16 protein-coding genes are annotated in these 17,555 nt (G+C 64.5%); 10 read left to right on the top strand and 6 right to left on the bottom strand.

The window, feature by feature from the left end; genetic code table 11:
• The first annotated feature begins 19 nt into the window (after positions 1 to 19).
• Complete coding sequence (locus FA94_RS14485) at positions 20 to 745, top strand: response regulator (RefSeq protein ID WP_035552258.1); 726 nt, start codon at positions 20 to 22, stop codon at positions 743 to 745.
• Positions 729 to 2,045 carry an ATP-binding protein gene (locus FA94_RS14480; RefSeq protein WP_035552256.1) on the top strand — a complete coding sequence of 439 codons (1,317 nt, stop codon included), beginning with the start codon at positions 729 to 731 and terminating at the stop codon, positions 2,043 to 2,045. The genes FA94_RS14485 and FA94_RS14480 overlap by 17 nt, the downstream gene beginning before the upstream one ends.
• Before the next feature lie 79 nt (positions 2,046 to 2,124).
• Here FA94_RS14480 and FA94_RS14475 read toward each other — a convergent pair whose 3' ends face one another.
• Positions 2,125 to 2,391: a hypothetical protein gene (locus FA94_RS14475; protein ID WP_035552253.1), complete on the bottom strand. Its 267-nt coding sequence runs from the start codon at positions 2,389 to 2,391 to the stop codon at positions 2,125 to 2,127.
• A 181-nt stretch (positions 2,392 to 2,572) separates the two neighbouring features.
• Positions 2,573 to 4,264 (bottom strand): sensor domain-containing diguanylate cyclase, encoded by a 1,692-nt coding sequence (locus FA94_RS14470; protein ID WP_035552252.1) that lies wholly within the window; start codon positions 4,262 to 4,264, stop codon positions 2,573 to 2,575.
• Between the two features lie 660 nt (positions 4,265 to 4,924).
• On the opposite strand from FA94_RS14470, the gene FA94_RS14465 reads away from it, so the two are divergent.
• Both FA94_RS14465 and FA94_RS14460 read left to right on the top strand, forming a co-directional pair.
• On the top strand, positions 4,925 to 6,676 hold the full coding sequence (locus tag FA94_RS14465; RefSeq protein WP_035552250.1) for an ABC transporter permease: 1,752 nt from the start codon (positions 4,925 to 4,927) through the stop codon (positions 6,674 to 6,676).
• A 19-nt stretch (positions 6,677 to 6,695) separates the two neighbouring features.
• Entirely contained in the window at positions 6,696 to 8,042 is a 1,347-nt protein-coding gene (locus FA94_RS14460; RefSeq protein WP_035552249.1) for an ABC transporter ATP-binding protein, read from the top strand.
• Positions 8,043 to 8,203: 161 nt separating this feature from the next.
• On the opposite strand, the gene FA94_RS14455 is transcribed toward FA94_RS14460, so the two are convergent.
• The 3 genes from FA94_RS14455 to FA94_RS14445 all read right to left on the bottom strand — a co-directional run bounded on the left by FA94_RS14455 (position 8,204) and on the right by FA94_RS14445 (position 10,694).
• The gene (locus FA94_RS14455; protein WP_035562143.1) at positions 8,204 to 8,728 is read right to left on the bottom strand and encodes a hypothetical protein; all 525 of its coding nucleotides are present in this window, start codon (positions 8,726 to 8,728) and stop codon (positions 8,204 to 8,206) included.
• 52 nt (positions 8,729 to 8,780) lie between these two features.
• Positions 8,781 to 9,359, bottom strand: coding sequence for a hypothetical protein (locus FA94_RS14450; RefSeq protein ID WP_035552247.1), 579 nt, complete (start codon positions 9,357 to 9,359; stop codon positions 8,781 to 8,783).
• A gap of 276 nt (positions 9,360 to 9,635) precedes the next feature.
• A complete protein-coding gene (locus tag FA94_RS14445; RefSeq protein WP_035562140.1) occupies positions 9,636 to 10,694 on the bottom strand; it encodes a sigma-54 interaction domain-containing protein in 1,059 nt (352 codons plus the stop codon).
• A 366-nt stretch (positions 10,695 to 11,060) separates the two neighbouring features.
• On the opposite strand from FA94_RS14445, the gene FA94_RS14440 reads away from it, so the two are divergent.
• From FA94_RS14440 to otsA, 6 genes are all read left to right on the top strand, one after another.
• Positions 11,061 to 11,378 (top strand): ElaB/YgaM/YqjD family protein, encoded by a 318-nt coding sequence (locus FA94_RS14440; protein ID WP_035552244.1) that lies wholly within the window; start codon positions 11,061 to 11,063, stop codon positions 11,376 to 11,378.
• 46 nt (positions 11,379 to 11,424) lie between these two features.
• Positions 11,425 to 11,697, top strand: coding sequence for a hypothetical protein (locus tag FA94_RS14435; protein ID WP_035552241.1), 273 nt, complete (start codon positions 11,425 to 11,427; stop codon positions 11,695 to 11,697).
• Between the two features lie 386 nt (positions 11,698 to 12,083).
• Positions 12,084 to 13,484 (top strand): sigma-54-dependent transcriptional regulator, encoded by a 1,401-nt coding sequence (locus FA94_RS14430; protein ID WP_035552239.1) that lies wholly within the window; start codon positions 12,084 to 12,086, stop codon positions 13,482 to 13,484.
• 171 nt (positions 13,485 to 13,655) lie between these two features.
• Complete coding sequence (locus FA94_RS14425) at positions 13,656 to 13,913, top strand: hypothetical protein (RefSeq protein ID WP_035552236.1); 258 nt, start codon at positions 13,656 to 13,658, stop codon at positions 13,911 to 13,913.
• Between the two features lie 152 nt (positions 13,914 to 14,065).
• Positions 14,066 to 14,308, top strand: coding sequence for a hypothetical protein (locus FA94_RS14420; RefSeq protein WP_035552233.1), 243 nt, complete (start codon positions 14,066 to 14,068; stop codon positions 14,306 to 14,308).
• A 227-nt stretch (positions 14,309 to 14,535) separates the two neighbouring features.
• Complete coding sequence (gene otsA / locus FA94_RS14415; RefSeq protein WP_035552230.1) at positions 14,536 to 15,969, top strand: alpha,alpha-trehalose-phosphate synthase (UDP-forming); 1,434 nt, start codon at positions 14,536 to 14,538, stop codon at positions 15,967 to 15,969.
• 147 nt (positions 15,970 to 16,116) lie between these two features.
• On the opposite strand, the gene FA94_RS14410 is transcribed toward otsA, so the two are convergent.
• Entirely contained in the window at positions 16,117 to 17,544 is a 1,428-nt protein-coding gene (locus FA94_RS14410; protein WP_081935936.1) for an MFS transporter, read from the bottom strand.
• Positions 17,545 to 17,555: the final 11 nt, after the last annotated feature.

The raw sequence follows: 17,555 nt of genomic DNA, 5'->3' as shown, positions 1-17,555 counted from the left end.
GCGCGTTAAACTCCATCCCATGGCTACTCAAATACTGGTTGTCGACGACGACGTCGAATTGCGTGATCTGCTGCGCGACTATCTGGCCCGTCAGGGCATCGAAGTCTCGGTGCTGCACGACGCGGGCTCGCTCGAGCGCAGGCTCGAACGCGAGCGCCCGGACCTGATCGTGCTCGACCTGATGATGCCGGGCGTCGACGGGTTGACTGCGCTGCGCAAACTGCGCGCGTCGGGCGACGACATCCCCGTGATCATGCTCACCGCGCGTGCGGACGACGTCGACCGTATCGTCGGGCTGGAACTCGGCGCCGACGACTACCTCGGCAAGCCGTTCAACCCGCGCGAGTTGCTGGCGCGTGTGCAGGCGGTGCTGCGGCGGCGTCGCACGTTGCCGTCGGCGGCCGCGCCGGAACAGCGCGAGCCGTTCAACTTCGGCCGCTTTACGCTCGACTTCCAGTCGCGCACGCTGAATCTGGAAGACAAGCCGCTCACGCTGTCCGGCAGCGAATTCGCGCTGCTGAAGATTTTTGTCAATCACCCCATGCGCACGCTGACACGCGAACGCCTGCTCGAACTGCTGCACGGTCCGGAATATGACGGCACCGACCGCGGTATCGACGTGCAGGTGTGGCGTCTGCGTCGCATTCTCGAAACCGATCCGTCCACGCCGCGCTTCATTCAAACGGTGCGCGGCCGTGGTTACGTGTTCGTGCCGGATGGCGAACAGCATGCGTCGGCCCATTGATTCGCTCTTCGGGCGACTGGCGCTGCTAGTCGTCGCGGTTCTGCTCCTGTCGCATTTCGCGTGGTTCGCATTGATGCGCCTGGAGCGCAGCCAATTGCAGACGCGTTACGCGGTGGAAGAAGCCACGTTCCTCGTCGACGCGGTGCGTCAGCACGTCGCGCATACGCCGGATCAGCCGTTGCCGTCGCGCGTGAAGCTGGTCGATCCGTCCAGCCCGGACGTGCCGGCGGAGCGAGCCGACATGCCGGCGCCGCTCGAACGCTTTATCGAAGACGCGCGTGACCGCATGCCGCCCGGCACCCAGGTGCGCGTCGGCGAGCCGGGCCGCCCGCCCACGCTGTGGGTGCGCGGTGCGTCAGACGCCAACTGGATCGTCGTGCCGGTGCAGCCGTTGCGTCCGCCGCGCTCGCTCGACCGCACCATGCTGTGGCTCGCGATCATTTTCTCGTTCGCCGTGATGGCGGCGCTGTTCGCGGCGTGGGCCTTGCAGCGTCCGTTGCGTTCGCTTGCGCAGGCGGTGGCGCGTTTCGGCCGCGGCTTGCCGGTGCCGCCGGTACCGGAGCGTGGTCCGCGCGAGTTGCGGCAATTGACCCATGGTTTCAATCAGATGGTGCAGGAAGTGGCGCGCACGGAAAACGATCGCGCGGTGATGCTGGCCGGCGTCGCGCACGACCTCAAGACGCCACTCGCGCGTTTGCGGCTGCGCGCTGAAATGATGGAAGAAGTGAAAATGCGCGACGGCGTGGTCCGCGACGTCGATTCGATGACGCATATCGTCGAGCAATTCCTGGTGTTCGCGCACGACGGCGCCGATCGCAGCGAAGCCGTCGAAGTCGACGCGCAATGCGAGCGGGTAGTGCGCAGCTATCGCGCGGTAGCTGGCGGTGTGCCCGCCGTGCAGACCGAGTTGCACGCGGGGCCCGCGTTCCTGCTGCCGGCCGCCACGCTCGACCGGATTCTGTCGAACCTGCTCGATAACGCACATGCATATGGCGCGCCGCCGATCGTCGTCGCCACCGCGCGCACCGCGCAGGGCTACACGCTGTCGGTCAGCGACAGCGGCGGCGGTATCGCCGCGCAAGATCTGATCAATGCCAGCCGGCCATTCGTGCGGCTCGATCCGGCGCGCGGCGGCAACGGCCATAGCGGGCTCGGGCTCGCGATCGTCGAGCGGCTGGTGCGGCGGGCAGGCGGGGAGTGGGAGATCGGCAACCACGGCGGTCGTGGCTTGCGCGTGTTGATTAGCTTCCCGTTTGAGGCGGTGCCGCGAATCGCGGCGATCTCGGAAAGCGTCTGGTAATTTCCTGCGCGCGGCCGCTCATGCGCGGCCGCTTACTTCTCGGGTTCTCTAGTTTTCTAGTTCAATACGCCAATCCACGCTAGTCCGAGAACAGCGTGTTCAGCGCATTGGCCGCGTCGCCATCCACCGTATTCCACGTCACCGTTTCGGCTTCGAAAATATAGTGCGTGGTGTATTTGCCGAGCCGCGCCAGGATCTCCTCCTGAATCAGTTCCGGCGCAACGTCCAGCTTCAGATACCACGTGGTCGACGACAGGCGCGTCTGGAACGCGCCGTATTCAGCCAGCAGATGATCGAATGCGTGCGCATCCTGATCCCGACAGACGATGACCAAATTTCCCTTCATGCGAATCTCCCGTTAAAGCGGTAGCGGCAACCTAGATATCAGGGTCGATCATACCTGCTTCATTACGGGAGCCACGAGGGAGGGACTTGCGTTGCGTCAGTGGCGCTGCATCGAGGCGCGCTTCGCTACGTGCGCCGGCGGCGTGTGTCGCGAAGCCGCGGCGGCAATCGCGGCGCCATGCTCACCAGACGTTGGCCACGGTACGCGTGGGCGGCGCGGTGTCGTCGGGCGGCAAGGCTTCGGTGCGGTCGCGGCCGCCCGATTTCGCCGCGTAGAGCGCGGTGTCGGCACGGCTCATGATCCGTTCGGGCAGGTCGTCGGGCGACAGCTCGGTAATCCCGATGCTCACGCTCAAGCCCACCGAAGCCGGCAACTTCGGCGAAGGTATCGCCTTCAGCCGCAACCGCAACCGCTCCACCACTTCATGGCCGCCGGCCAGATCGGTAGCCGGCAGCAGCAGCCCGAACTCTTCGCCACCCAGCCGGCCGATCGCATCCGAGCCGCGTAGTTCGGCGCGGCAGGTGTCGACGAAATGTTCGAGCGCGCGGTCGCCGGCGGCGTGGCCGAAGCGGTCGTTGATCTGCTTGAAGTGATCGAGATCGGCGATCGCCATGCACAGCGGCTCGTTGTTGGCATGCGCGCGCTCGATCTCGTGGCGCAACAGGTCGAGGAAGTAGCGCCGCGACAGCGCCCCGGTCAGCGCGTCGTGACGCGCCTCGGCCGACAGCAGCGTATTGGCCGACTGCAACTGCTCGGCGAGGTCGCGCGTGGCGCGATGGTGGCGCCGCTCGCGCACATACGACACGGTGATCACCCAGGCCAGCGCGACCGTGCCGGCCAGCGTCAGGAACACCAGCAAATGATCTCGCTTGTGATTGCGCAACAGTTCGGGCCAGGCCGCCAGCGGATCGACCAGATGCGCGGAGAGCCCGGAGTTCAAGCCGGTGCGGGCCTGATACAGCGACGGCACCGGCCGCTCGCTCATGCCGAACAACTGCCCGGCGATCGACGCGGGCACCCACGGCGCCTGGTCGCGCACCTGGGTGTCGACCTGAATGCTGATATCGGTAAATGCTTCGCGGCGGTAGACGATCTTGCGGTCGGCGTCGCTCATCTGCATGACGCGCGAATTCGGCAGCGCGTGGCCTTCGAGCGCGCTGTTGTGCGCCATGATGATGACGCCGTTTTCATCGGCGACGAAGGTGCCGGCGTGCGCGACCCAGTGGCGCAACCGCGCGATCCCGACCTTGGCGACCACCACGCCGACCAGCAGGCCATCGGCATAAACCGGCGCGGCGATGAAGATGCCCGGCTCGCCGCTCGCCCGGCCGACGCCATAGGCTTCCGCAAAAGCCCCAAGCAGCGCGTTGGCCAGATAGCCGCGCTCGCGCATGTCGATGCCGACGAACGACTGCTGCGCCGCCTGCGGATTGCTGATGGAATTGCTCGACGCGACGCAGATGCCGTTGGCGTTGACGAGCCAGATCTGGTCGAGTCCGGAGAAGCCTTGCGCGTCGTGCAGGAACTCGCTCACGGCGCTCATGCGGGCGTCTTTTAACAGCGCGGCGTGCAGGGCGGGTTCCGCCGCCGCGCCGTTCGCGGCATAATTCTGCGATTGCACCAGAGCGTGCTGGACAACGTCCATTTCGGCCATGGTGGCGGGAATGGCCCGCGACATCGCAAGGTCGCTGGCAATCACTTCCGCCATGTTGTCGACGATCGACGTGGACATCTGCCGCTGCGTGTGCAGGGCCGCGTCCAGCTCTTGCTGTACCATCCGGTCCGCGACCATGCCGGCCACGAACCAGCAAACCAGTACGATCAGCGCGAAGCTGATCGGTCCGGTTGCCTGGCGCAAGGTTGTCCTGTTCATCGACCCTCTGATCCGTCTGGCTGTGACATGCAACTAGCTCGTTCGTGGCAGCGCGCTGGCGCTGTTCGGCTCTCGTGGAAGCGGCTCGCGATGCGCCGCTGCCGTGTCGCGGCGCGGTGGCCGGACAGAGCGCCGGCCGGTGCGTCGTCTCCTGATTTTAACCGTCATGGGGCCTGACGCCACCGTTATTGCGGGAATGCAAACGGTGTGTCGCGGCGATCAGGTTGATAACGGCAGTTCAGCCCGTTTCTTGATGGTCGTGCGGGTTTTCCGCACGCGAAGCTGACGACTGGATCAAGCCTGCCTCGAAACCCCGCCAGGCTTTAACCAGGCGTTTGCCGCGAGATATCGCTATTTACCGCTAAAGGTTGTGCCTGAAACATAGGATGGTGTAGTGTCGTGCCGTCCAAAACAAGGAAAGCCCGCCAGCCTTCGGGCGGCGCCTGCGGCGACAGGAGTCCGGCTCGATGGTTGCGGTCCGGGCGGCTCGTCCACGGACACGGCCGTCACCGGCCCACGTGTCTCCAACGCTAACGATTTACCGCGCCCACGCGTTTTTGCCATGCCTGATTTCCGCTTTCCGGACCGATCTTCAGACCGTCGCGCGCCTGCCTCGGCCTCCTTCGTACGTTTCGCTTTCATCAACGGGGAGGGCCTCTGATGGATTTCAGCTTCAACCTGAAGCGCACCGCCAATGCGTCCGCATGGCGGGTGTTGCCCAACCGCTGGGACTTCGTCGCGTTTCCGCTGATCATCTGCATCATCGCGATGGCGGCGATCGGTTTCCACGAAACGCTGGCGCCGATGTCGACGCTCAAGACCCAGGCCATCTCGCTCGACCCGTCGAACCTGCCTGAATATGCCATGCGCACCACGTTGCGCATGCTCGCGGCCATGGTTGCGTCGCTGTTCTTCACGCTCGTATACGGCACGCTGGCGGCCAAGAGCCGGCGCGCCGGTCTGGTGCTGGTGCCGATTCTCGACATCCTGCAGTCGGTGCCGGTGCTGGGCTACATTTCGTTTACGGTCACCTTCTTTCTCGCGCTGTTTCCAGGCCGCGTGCTCGGCGCCGAACTGGCGGCGATCTTCGCGATCTTCACGAGCCAGGCGTGGAACATGACGTTCAGCTTCTATCAGTCGCTGCGCACGGTGCCGCGCGATCTGGACGAAGTGTCGCGCGGCTTTCATCTGACCTCGTGGCAGCGCTTCTGGAAGCTCGAAGTGCCGTTCTCGATGCCCGGCCTCATCTGGAACATGATGATGTCGATGTCGGGCGGCTGGTTCTTCGTGGTCGCTTCGGAAGCAATCACCGTCGGCAACAACACGATCACGCTGCCGGGCATCGGCGCGTATCTCGCGCAGGCGATCTCGGACAAAAACCTGCACGCGATCGGCTGGGTGATTCTCGCCATGACGGTCGTGATTCTCGCGTACGACCAGTTCCTGTTCCGTCCGCTGGTCGCGTGGGCCGACAAGTTCCGCATGGAAAACACCAGCTCGGGCGACGCGCCGGAATCCTGGCTGCTCGACCTGATTCGCCGCACCCGTCTGATTCACCGTCTGCTGGTGCCGGTCGGCTGGATGTTCGCGCGGGCCGCGCGGGTGAATTTCCGCCTGCCGGCGTTCAACGCGCCGCGTTTCCAGATTCCGCAGCGCGAGAAAAGCTCGAAGCTCGGCGACATGCTGTGGGCTGCGCTGGTGCTGGTCGCCACGGTGTACGTGGTGTACCGCGTGTTCACCTACGTGCGTACCGGCGTCTCGCTCGACGAGGTCGGCCACGTGTTCGTCCTCGGGCTCATCACGCTGTTGCGGGTGATTCTGCTGATCGCGATCGCCTCGGTGATCTGGGTGCCGATCGGGATCCTGATCGGGCTGCGTCCGGCGCTGGCTGAAAAGATCCAGCCGCTTGCGCAGTTCCTCGCCGCGTTCCCGGCCAACCTGCTGTTTCCGGTGTTCGTGATCGTGATCGTGCGCTTTCACCTGAACCCGGACATCTGGCTGTCGCCGCTGATCGTGCTCGGCACGCAGTGGTATATCCTGTTCAACGTGATTGCCGGCGCCAGTTCGTACCCGAACGACTACCGCGAAGCCGCCAAGAACTTCCAGATTCGCGGCTGGCAATGGTGGCGTCAGATCATGCTGCCGGGCATCTTCCCGTACTACGTGACCGGTGCGATCACCGCGTCGGGCGGCGCGTGGAATGCGAGTATCGTCGCGGAATTCGTGCAGTGGGGCGACACCAAGGTCGCCGCGCACGGCCTCGGCGCCTACATCGCCCAAACCACGGCGGCCGGGGACTATCCGAAGATCATTATGGGCATCGCCGTGATGTCCCTGTTCGTGACTCTGTTCAACCGCCTGCTGTGGCGTCCGATGTACGCCTATGCCGAAGCCAAGCTCCGGCTCGATTAAGTAATAAAGGCTAAACGCGATGCAAAATCCTAAAGCTGCTATGACCGCCGCGCCGATCCAGACTCCGCCGATGCCGCCGCGCCTCGGCGAAGAGATCCTGCGCGTCAAGGACGTGTGCCGCGGGTTCAACAAGTCGCAGGGCGAGCTGCTCGTCCTCGACGACGCGAATCTGTCGCTGCGCGAAGGCGAGATCGTCGGGTTGCTGGGCCGTTCGGGCTCGGGCAAGTCGACGCTGTTGCGCATCATCGCCGGTCTGATCGAACCGACCGACGGCGAAGTCACGTATCTGGGCAAGCCGCTCAGCGGTCCCGCGCGCGGCATCGCGATGGTGTTTCAGACCTTCGCGCTGTTCCCGTGGCTGACCGTGCTGCAGAACGTGGAAGCGGGTCTCGAGGCGCAAGGCGTCGGCGCGAGCGAGCGGCGCACCCGCGCGCTGGCTGCGATCGATCTGATCGGTCTGGACGGCTTCGAAAACGCCTATCCGCGCGAGTTGTCGGGCGGCATGCGTCAGCGCGTCGGCTTTGCCCGCGCGCTGGTGGTTGACCCCACGCTGCTGCTGATGGACGAGCCGTTCTCCGCGCTCGACGTGCTGACCGCCGAAACGCTGCGTACCGACCTGCTCGATCTGTGGACGCAAGGCCGCATGCCGATCAAGGCGGTGCTGATCGTCACGCACAACATCGAGGAAGCGGTGTTCATGTGCGATCGGATTCTGGTGCTGTCGTCGAATCCGGGCCGCGTGATCGCCGAGATCAAGGTGCCGTTCAAGCATCCGCGCAACCGTCTGGACCCGGCGTTCCGCCGCCTCGTCGATGAGATCTACGCGAAGATGACCGCGCGTCAGACCGACGAAAAGACCAAGAAGGGTCTCGAGTTGCATAGCTGGCTGCCGCATGTGTCGACCAACCTGATGGCGGGTCTGATCGAAACGCTGGCCGCCGCGCCGTACCACGGCCGCGCCGACATGCCGGAAATCGCCCGCTCGCTGCATCTGGAGGTCGACGATCTGTTCCCGGTGGCCGAAGTGCTGCAACACCTCGGTTTCGCCGACGTGCGCGAGGGCGATATTTTCCTGACGCCGCCGGCGCGGGTGTTCTCCGAGTTCGGCACTCAGGAACGGAAGATGATGTTCGCCGAGCATCTGCTGCGGCATGTGCCGCTCGCCGCGCGGATCAAGAAGGTGCTGAACGAACGGCCGGGGCATCGCGCGCCGCGCGTGCGCTTCGAGCAGGAGCTGGAGGATTTTCTGTCGGACAGCGCGGCGGAAGAGACGCTCGACGCGGTCATCAACTGGGGCCGTTATGGCGAGATCTTCTCGTATAACGACCAGACCGAAATCTTCAGTCTGGAAGACGTGGAGTCTTAAGCGCAGAGGGTTGGCGCGGTTCGGTTCGTTCGCCGGACGCAGCAGGCAAAAACGGCAGGGGAGACCCTGCCGTTTTTTTATTGCCGTGTGCTTGGGGCGGCGTGCTTGGTGCCGAGCGCTTATCGCCGAGTGCTTGCCGCTAAACGCTTATCGCCGAGCGCTTATTGCAGATTGCCCCAACGCTCGACCGCCGGTTCCGCCGACGCCCACTTCCAGCCCTTATCCTGCTGACACGCGCTGGCCGTATACCAGTCCTCATGCGCCTTCGCACCCTCGCCGTCCTGCACTGAGAATACGAACTCCTTGCACAGCGCGAGCGCCGAGCCGAATGCGCGCGTCACGCGCACCTGGCCGTGGCCGTTCTCGATTGGTAGCGTGTGCTTGATCGCCCATGGTCGCGTTTCGCCGACCGGCATCGCGCCCGCGAGCGCGGCGATCAGGTTCTGCTGGTCTTCGTGCATGTTGCGCATGTAGCGGCCGACGGCTTCGTCGGTTGCGGCTTGCACCGCGATGCCGACGCCGATGCCGATCGCCGGGTTCGACGTCACCAGACCCGACGCGACCCCGGCGGCCGCACCGCTCGCCGCGCCGACCGACGAGCAGCCGCTCGTCAACAGCGCCGCGCCGACGCACACTGCGCCGGCCAGCACGAGCCGCAACGGGCTACCTGAGAGCGCGGCACGCAACGGACGACGTACGCCCCTGAGGCGGCCGAAGAAGCCGCAGACGAGCCCGCCATCATTGCAGCGCACCCCAGCGTTCGGTAGCCGGCTCGGCCGACGCCCATTTCCAGTTGTCGCCGTCGCGACAGATCGACGCGACGTAAAACGCGCTGCTGGCGGGCACATTCTTGGTGGCGGTGGTATCGACCGAGAAGACGATTTCCTTGCAGTCGAGCGCGCCCGCGCTAATCGCGCGGCTGACGGTCACGCGGCCGTGTTCGTCGTCTTCGATCGGGAACGAGTGGGTCACGCTCCACGGCGCGATCGCGCCGACGTCGAGCGGTCCGGCGATCTTGGCGATGCCGTCCTGCGTATTCGTGTGGACCACGCGCTCCGAGTACTGCACGCCCGCTTTGGCCGCGGCGACCGCGCCGAGACCGATGCCGGTGGCGACCGCCGCATTGCTGGTGACTTTGGCCGCGAGCGCGGCGCCCCCAATACCGGCTCCGGCCACGGCGCCTTCCGAGTACAGCGAACTACAGCCGCTCAACGCCGACGAGATCGCCACGGCCAGTGCAACGACCGCGGTTGCATTGGGGCGTCCACGCCCGGCCGTCTGTTTTACCCATTCGGCCCACACCATACTTTTTTGCATTTCCCTGTCTCTGCTCCTGCAAGTGCCTTTCGTTTCACGCGCGAACAGCGCCGGGTGAGCGAACGGCACGTCATCCAATGCGACAACTACGCGGCACTACGTGCTGCCGCATTTTGCAGGATGCCATTTGTAATTGGCAGTGGGAAAGTGCAAGCAATTGCAAAAAGTGGTGCGATTCAAGCGGGTTTCTGATTGACAGTCACCCGTTTGATTGGCGATGCGAAGGGATTGTTGACGCGCTTGTCAGCGTGCCAGGAAGCCGCGCGACGGAATTTTCTACTGCTCGACTTCGTCGTCCGCGCCGCCTTCGTCGCCGTAGGCGCTCAAGCGGTTGTACAGCGTTTTGAGACTGACGCCGAGCGCTTTCGCCGCGCGTCGTTTGTCGCCGCCGCAATATTTGAGCGTGCCGAGAATGATCTGTTTTTGCGCGTCCGCGAGCGGTGTGCCGATCCACACGCTCATCGCATCGCCCTGCGTCACGGGTTTTTTCACGCGCGACGCGAGATGCGGATGCGGCAATTCGACCGTCTTCTCCGCGAGAATGAACGCGCGATACACGGCGTTTTTCAACTCACGCACATTGCCCGGCCACGACCAGGTGCGCAATGTTTCGAGCGAGCGTTTGCTGAAGCTTTTGCTGGCGGATTCCTGCTGGTTCAGCAACGCGAGAAAGTGCTGGGCGAGCAATTCACGATCGCCCTCGCGTTCGCGCAACGGCGGCGCGCGCAACGGGAAAACCGCGAGACGGTACATCAGATCTTCGCGCAGTCCGTTCTCTTTCACGGCCACGGCCGGGTCGCGATTGGTCGCGGCGATCACGCGCACATTGCCGCTGATCAGATCGTTGCCGCCGACGCGGAAGAACGTGCCGGTCTCGAGCGCGCGCAGCAGTTTGACCTGACGCACCGGCGCCATTTCGGTGATTTCGTCGAGGAACAGCGTGCCGCCGTTCGCGTGTTCGAAATAGCCGACGCGGCCCTGCACCGCACCAGTGAAGCTGCCTTTTTCATGGCCGAACAGTTCGGCTTCGATGAGCTCGTCGGGAATCGCGCCGCAGTTCACGGCGACGAAAGGCATGTCTTTGCGGCTGCTTTGATCGTGAATCGTGCGGGCGATCAGCTCCTTGCCGGTGCCGGATTCGCCGATGATCAACGCGGTCGCGTCGGTGCCGGCCACGCGTTCGATCTGCTCGTACAGATCGAGCATGACCGGCGACGAGCCGTATAACAGCCCGTACGATTTGAGTCCCGCGATGCCGTCCGCGACGCGCTGCTTCGCCTGTGCCGAAGTATTGCCGCCGGCGGAGACGGGCGAGTCCAGATCGATTGACGCCATAAACGGGGAGTCCTGTGCAAATGGGTTGCGTTGTTGCGGCGCGCAGGCCTGAAACGAGATCGGCCGCGACGGCCAATATCTCACAAAGGTCGATTTAACCACTTCGACGCCGCTTCCGGCAAACGATGTGACGGTCGCCGAAAACACTTTCCGCACGCTCGGTCGAAAGTGCCTGACGCGAATTCGCTCGCATTGCGAAGAGGCAAAGTTACCGGGCACGGCGTTTGCGCCTAGTACCCGACACGCGTGTGCTTTTGCGCCATCCATTGAAGCAAGGCGAGCGCGGCGCTGGCGGTTCGCCAGCCCGCACAGGCGCGGAAAAGGGAAAAGCCCACGCCAACGCCGAACTCAGACCAGGAGTGAATGATGACTGACACCACGCAACAGCTTGCACTCGGCGGGCAGAAGATCGTCGAGGATCTGCGGGTGCTGCTGAAGGACTCGGAAGAGATGCTGCGACTTGCCGCCAATGTGCCGGGCGAAGGCGTCGACGCGCTGCGCGACAAGCTTGGCACCCATGTCGAGACGCTGCAGTCCGCGCTCGGCGACGCGCAGCAGAATGCCCAGCGGCGCTATCGCACGGCGACCGTCAATACCGAACGCTACGTGCGGCATAACCCGTGGCGCTCGATCGGCATTGCCGCAGGCGTAGGCTTCGTGCTGGGCGTGCTGACCGCGCGCTAAGGCGCGGCACGCTATCCGTTCGCTTTAAGACCATAAGGAGTTCACGATGGGACGACCCAGGATCGGTATCTTCGGCGCGCTGATGGCGCTTGGCGGCTTTCTCGCGGTTCGCTACGTGCAGCAGCGCAACCGCGCCGCGCAGGGGCCGGCGGCGCGTGAATTGAGCCGCTGGGAAGGCGAGGGCGGCGCGGTCGCGGCGCCGGTGGCGCCGGCCGCCACGGTAGCGGCGGTCAACCCGGACACGCCGGGCGCGCATGGCACCAACGGCGCGGCGCATCCGAACGGGCACGACGCCGCGTGGCCGTTTCCGCGCAGTTAGGTAGTGCGCCAGTTAGTGCGCCGCCGGTGCGTGGACAGGGCAGGATCGATCGCGGCGAAGACGCGGCCAGCGGGCTTGGCAGTGAGATGAGGAGGCGCACCGCTCTGCCCGGCGGTGCAACCAGGGGTGCAAGGTGCACCTTGCTAAACTGTCTCGATAAAGCTTTATAATAGGTAAATCAACAACAATGACGGTAGCTTAACCGGTGTTTTGTCGTCAATTGTTGCAGTATTGAACCAGGTTGCCGGTTTGGCAGGGTATGCGAAGTTAGCGTGTGCTCACGTCGCAACACCATGCGCCGCAGCCGGGCGCAGTGCCGCCGAGCCGCTTTTAGACATGCGTCCCAGCATGTTTCTCCACTCACGCTTGCAGGCTTTCGAGACGCGATGCCACATGTACTGATTGTCGATGACGACGCGAGTACCCGCGAGGCGCTTGCCGCCATCATCGGGGAAGACGGCCTGACCACCGCCACCGCGGGCGATTTGCGCGAAGCGCGCATTCAACTGGTCCGGCAGATGCCGGATGTCGTCTTTACGGATTTGAAGCTACCCGACGGCCTCGGGGTCGATCTGTTCGAAGATCTGGACCCGCGCTCCGGCGTGGAAGTGATCGTGATTACCGGTCACGCGACGGTCGAGTCGGCCGTGAACGCGCTGAAAATGGGCGCCACCGACTATCTGGTCAAGCCCATCAACATGCAGCGCGTGAAGGCGATCCTGTCGCGCCTGCCGCGTGCCGGCGACCTGAAAGCGGAAATCGGCACCTTGCGCGGCGAGCTGCGCCGCATGGGCCGCTTTGGTTTGATGCTCGGCAATTCGCCGGCCATGCAGGAGGTCTACGACCAGATCGGCCGGGTTGCGCCGACGGCGGCCTCGGTCATGCTGGTGGGCGAATCGGGCACCGGCAAGGAAGTCGCCGCGCAGACGCTGCACCAACTGAGCTTGCGCCGCAAACACGCGTTCCTCGCGGTCAATTGCGGCGCGATCTCGCCGAATCTGATCGAGTCGGAAATGTTCGGCCACGAACGCGGTTCGTTCACCGGCGCGGACCGTCAGCACAAGGGCTATTTCGAGCGCGCGAACGGCGGCACGCTGTTCCTTGACGAAATCACCGAGATGCCGATCGAGTTGCAGGTAAAGCTGCTGCGCGTGCTGGAAACCGGCATGTTCATGCGGGTCGGCACGACCAGGGAAATCGAAACCGACGTGCGGCTGATCGCGGCGACCAACCGCGATCCGGAGCAGGCGGTGCTGGAAGGCAAGCTGCGGCTCGACCTGTATCACCGGCTGAACGTGTTTCCGATCAGCTTGCCGCCGTTGCGCGATCGCGGCAAAGACGTCGAACTGCTGGCGCAGGCGTTCCTCGACGAACTCAACGAGCGCCACGCCACGAAAAAGCATTTCCCCGCCGCCGTGAAGGACATGCTGATGTCGTATCCGTGGCCCGGCAATGTGCGTGAGTTGAAGAATTACGTGCAGCGCGCACACATCATGTCGGGCACGGACTCGGACAGCACCGCGACGGTGCCGTTGCAGATCACGCTGTCGAAGCCCGCGGCCGGTACGGCGATCACGATTCCGTTCGGCACGTCGCTCGCCGAAGCGGATCGTCAGTTGATTCTGGCCACGCTCGAGCAATGCGGCGGCGTGAAGACGCGTGCGGCCGAGATTCTCGGCATCAGTTTGAAGACGCTGTACAACCGTCTGGTGGAGTACGGCAACGACGCGCGCGACGACGGCGATGCCGCCGATGAATCGCGCGCCCTGGGCGGCGCAGACGCTTAATCGCGGACGCTGAAGCGCGTCACGGCTTGGGCTCGCCTGGCAGACAGCCAGGCGTTCAAGCGTGAACGCTTCATGCCCCGCGTCATCCCTTCAGCGCCTCGCGGCCGCGGCTACAACGGCACACGCCTTGCTGCATTCCATAGCACCGGAACGCAAACGAGGATAACCCATATGCCGGACACCACCGCCGCTCCCGCGCTTCCCCTGTCGAAGCACGCTCATCGTCCCGAGCCGATCGAACCGCCGTCGGCGCCGCCGATTCCTCCGCCCACGCCCGGCGAGCCCGACACGGTGCCGAGTCCGGCGCCGCCCGCTATCGAACCCATCGAACCGGTCGGCCCGCCGATCGGCGACCCGCCGCCGCAACCCACGCAAACGCCACAAGCCAGCATGCGACCGCCGTCCGACTCGCCGCGCATGCAACTCTGACACGCTTGGTGCGCTGCGCCACAGTTCGGCGCAGCGATTTTATGTACTTGTTACAAAGCCGACGACTCTTTTACCGGCAATTTGCCGTCGTGACCCCTAGACTGTACTGATGCCGCTCATCTTGCGGCGGGCTTCCCTTGGAGGCATCGAACATGAGACATCCAGCACTGCGACGCTCAGCGCGCCATACGAAGCGCGACGCCCGGCCGGGCGGCAGCAAGAGCGGGCCGCCCGATAATCTGGCCAATCCGCCCGATTCACCCGCGTCGCACGATCCGGCCGCGCAGAACCGCGTCGCGCCCGACGCCCCGCCGGACGGCGAACACAACCAGGGCGGCGTGCGTCAGGAAGGGCTGGAGTACCAGCGCGATCTGGGCTCGGAGCAGGACGCGTAGGGCGGGTTCGGGCCGCGTTGGCGGCCGGCAGCCAGGCTTCCTGTTTCCTCATACAAAGCAGAAAAAATTTCTTCGCGACGCGCTGGCGTTGCGCGTTTCTGCTCGTCGGTCACATTTGCATACATTTTTATTTCCAACATCTCATAAAAAGGCACGCGACTTGCGTGCACCTTTTTGGCACATATCCGACTACAACGAAGCAACTGAACCAGGTGGAGCATTAACCAATGAGCAGACTGATCGTGGTATCGAATCGTGTCGCACCGACCCAGGAAGGCCGGCCCGCAGCGGGTGGCCTGGCGATCGGCGTGCTGGACGCGTTGAAGGAAACCGGCGGAGTCTGGTTCGGCTGGAGCGGCGAGACGGTGGCGGAGCCGTCCGCTCCGGTCATCGAGAAGCAAGGCAATGTGACGTACGCGACCGTGGGTCTGACCAAGCGCGACTATGACCAGTACTACCGCGGCTTTTCCAACGCCACGCTGTGGCCGACGTTCCACTATCGCAATGACCTGTCGCGCTACGACCGGCAGGAATACGCGGGCTATCAGCGCGTGAACGCGACGCTCGCGAAGCAACTCAAGGAGTTGCTCAAGCCCGACGACATCATCTGGGTGCACGACTATCATCTGCTGCCGTTCGCGCGCTGCCTGCGCGAGCTGGGCGTGAAGAATCCGATCGGCTTTTTCCTGCATATTCCGTTTCCGGTGCCGGAGGTGCTGCGCACGATTCCGCCGCACGAGGAGCTGGTCAAGGCCATGTGCAGCTACGACGTGGTCGGCTTCCAGACGGAAGCGGATCGTCAGTCGTTCGTCGATTTTATTGAGCGCGGTCAGCATGGCACGTCGAGCGAAGACGGCATGGTGCACGCGTACAACCGCTTCCTGAAAGTGGGCGCGTATCCGATCGGTATCTATCCGGACGCGATCGCCAAGGCCGCCGAGCAGTTCACCGATCGCAAACCGGTGCGCAGTCTGCGCGACGGCATGCGCGGTCGCAAGCTGATCATGAGCGTCGACCGGCTCGATTATTCGAAGGGGCTGGTGGAGCGCTTCCAGGCGTTCGAACGTCTGCTGCTGAATGCGCCGGGCTGGCATGGCCGGGTTTCGCTGGTGCAGATCGCACCGCCGACCCGCGCGGACGTGGCGACGTATCAGCGGATTCGTCAGACGCTGGAAGGCGAGGCCGGCCGCATCAACGGTCGCTTCGCGCAGCTCGACTGGACGCCGATCCAATACCTGAACCGCAAGTACGAACGCAATCTGCTGATGGCGCTGTTCCGGCAATCGCAGGTGGGTTATGTGACGCCGCTGCGCGACGGGATGAACCTCGTTGCCAAGGAATACGTCGCGTCGCAGGACCCCGCCGATCCGGGCGTGCTGGTGCTGTCGCAATTCGCTGGGGCGGCTGAGCAGTTGCCGGGCGCGCTGGTGGTCAATCCGTTCGATCTGTCGCAAATGGCCGAGGCGCTGGAGCGCGCATTGTCGATGCCGCTCGCCGAACGCCAGGCGCGTCACGCTGACATGATGGCGCCGATGCGCGAAAACAATCTCTCGGTGTGGCGCGATACGTTCCTCGGCGATCTGCGCAACGTCGCGACGGCTTCTTCGGTGACGGCCAAAGCGGTAAAGCTCGCTGACGTGACGGCATCGTCGTCGTCGTGACCGGTGGGTGACGGCACGCAGGCTGATCACGTCTGATAAAGATTGAAGGACGAAAACAGGAAGGGCGCGAATCGCATGTTGCGATTCGCGCCCTTCGTGCATGGGCTCGTCTGACCGACAGCGGGCTTTAACCCGCCGATAAAAACCTCACGCCGGTTGCGTGCTGATCCGCTGTCTGACCCGCAACGTACTGACGACCGCGGCGACCGCCGAAAAACCCGCGGCTACATACAGCGCGACCGTCGGCCCATTCTGCGGCGCGATGCCGAAGATCAGCGCGACCAGCGCCGCGCCGAGCGTCTGCCCGGTCAGGCGCGCGGTGCCCAGCATGCCGCTCGCGCCGCCGCTGCGTTCGCGCGGCGCGGCCGACAACATGGTGCGATTGTTCGGCGACTGAAAAATGCCGAAGCCCGCGCCGCACAAGGCCATGCGCCACGCGATCTGCATGGCGTCCGGATGCGCGCCGAGCGTGGCGAGCAGCAGCAGGCCGAGGGTCATCGCGGCGAGGCCGATGCCGCCCAGCCAGCCCGACGACACCTTGTCCGACAGCACGCCGGCAATCGGCGCGGCGATGATGATCACCGCCGGCCATGGCGTCATCAGCAGACCGGTTTCCACCTGCGACAACCCCAAGGTCTCCTGCAGCAAAAACGGCAGCGACACGAAGGCCAGCATCTGCGCGCAGAACGAACAGACCGACGTGCCGATCGACAGCGCAAACACGGGAATTTTCAATAGATCGATCGGCAGCAACGGCGCCGACTGCGTCAACTGACGACGCACGAAGAAGTAGCCGATCACCACTGCGCCGACCGCTTCGAGCAGGACGTAGCCGAGTTGTTCGCCGTGGCCGAGTCCGTCGACGGCGAAGATCAGCAGGCCGAACACGAACGCGTTCATCACCGCGCTCAGGTAGTCGTAGGGCGATTCGTGACCGGGGTTCATCGGCAGCGCCTTGAAGCCGCCGACGATCGCCGCGATGCCGATCGGCACGTTGATCGCGAACAGCCACGGCCACGACGCGACCGCGAGCACGCCGGACGCGATGGTCGGCCCGATCGCCGACGACACCGCGACCACCATCGCGTTGATCGCGACGCCGCGACCGAGTCGCGCGGGCGGATAGATCATCCGCACCAGCGCGGTATTCACGCTCATCACGCCGGCCGCGCCGAAGCCCTGGACCACGCGCGCGAGCGCGAGGGTGTTCAGCGAGGTCGACAACGCGCAACCGAACGACGCCACCGTGAACAGGATCAGGCCGCCCAGATAGATGCGCCGGTAGCCGATCCGATCGCCGAGCGACGCGAGCGGCAACAGCGAAATGGTGATGGCCAACTGGTACGCGTTGACGACCCAGATCGAGCTGGCCGCGCTGGCGTGCAGCGTGCGCGCGATCGTCGGTAGCGCGACGTTGGCGATCGCGCTGTCGAGCACCGCCAGCGTCAGCGCGAGCGCGATCACCAGCATCGCCCAGTAACGCTGCGGAATCGGCAGGCCTTGTTCGGTGCTGTCCGATAGCGATGGGGTGGGAGAGGGCGGAGCGCCGTCTTCGCGCGATGGTTGTGCGTGCATCGATTGTTCGA

This window comes from Burkholderia sp. 9120 (genome assembly GCF_000745015.1).
GTDB lineage: Bacteria > Pseudomonadota > Gammaproteobacteria > Burkholderiales > Burkholderiaceae > Paraburkholderia.
This window is presented reverse-complemented; position numbering and strand designations above follow the sequence as displayed.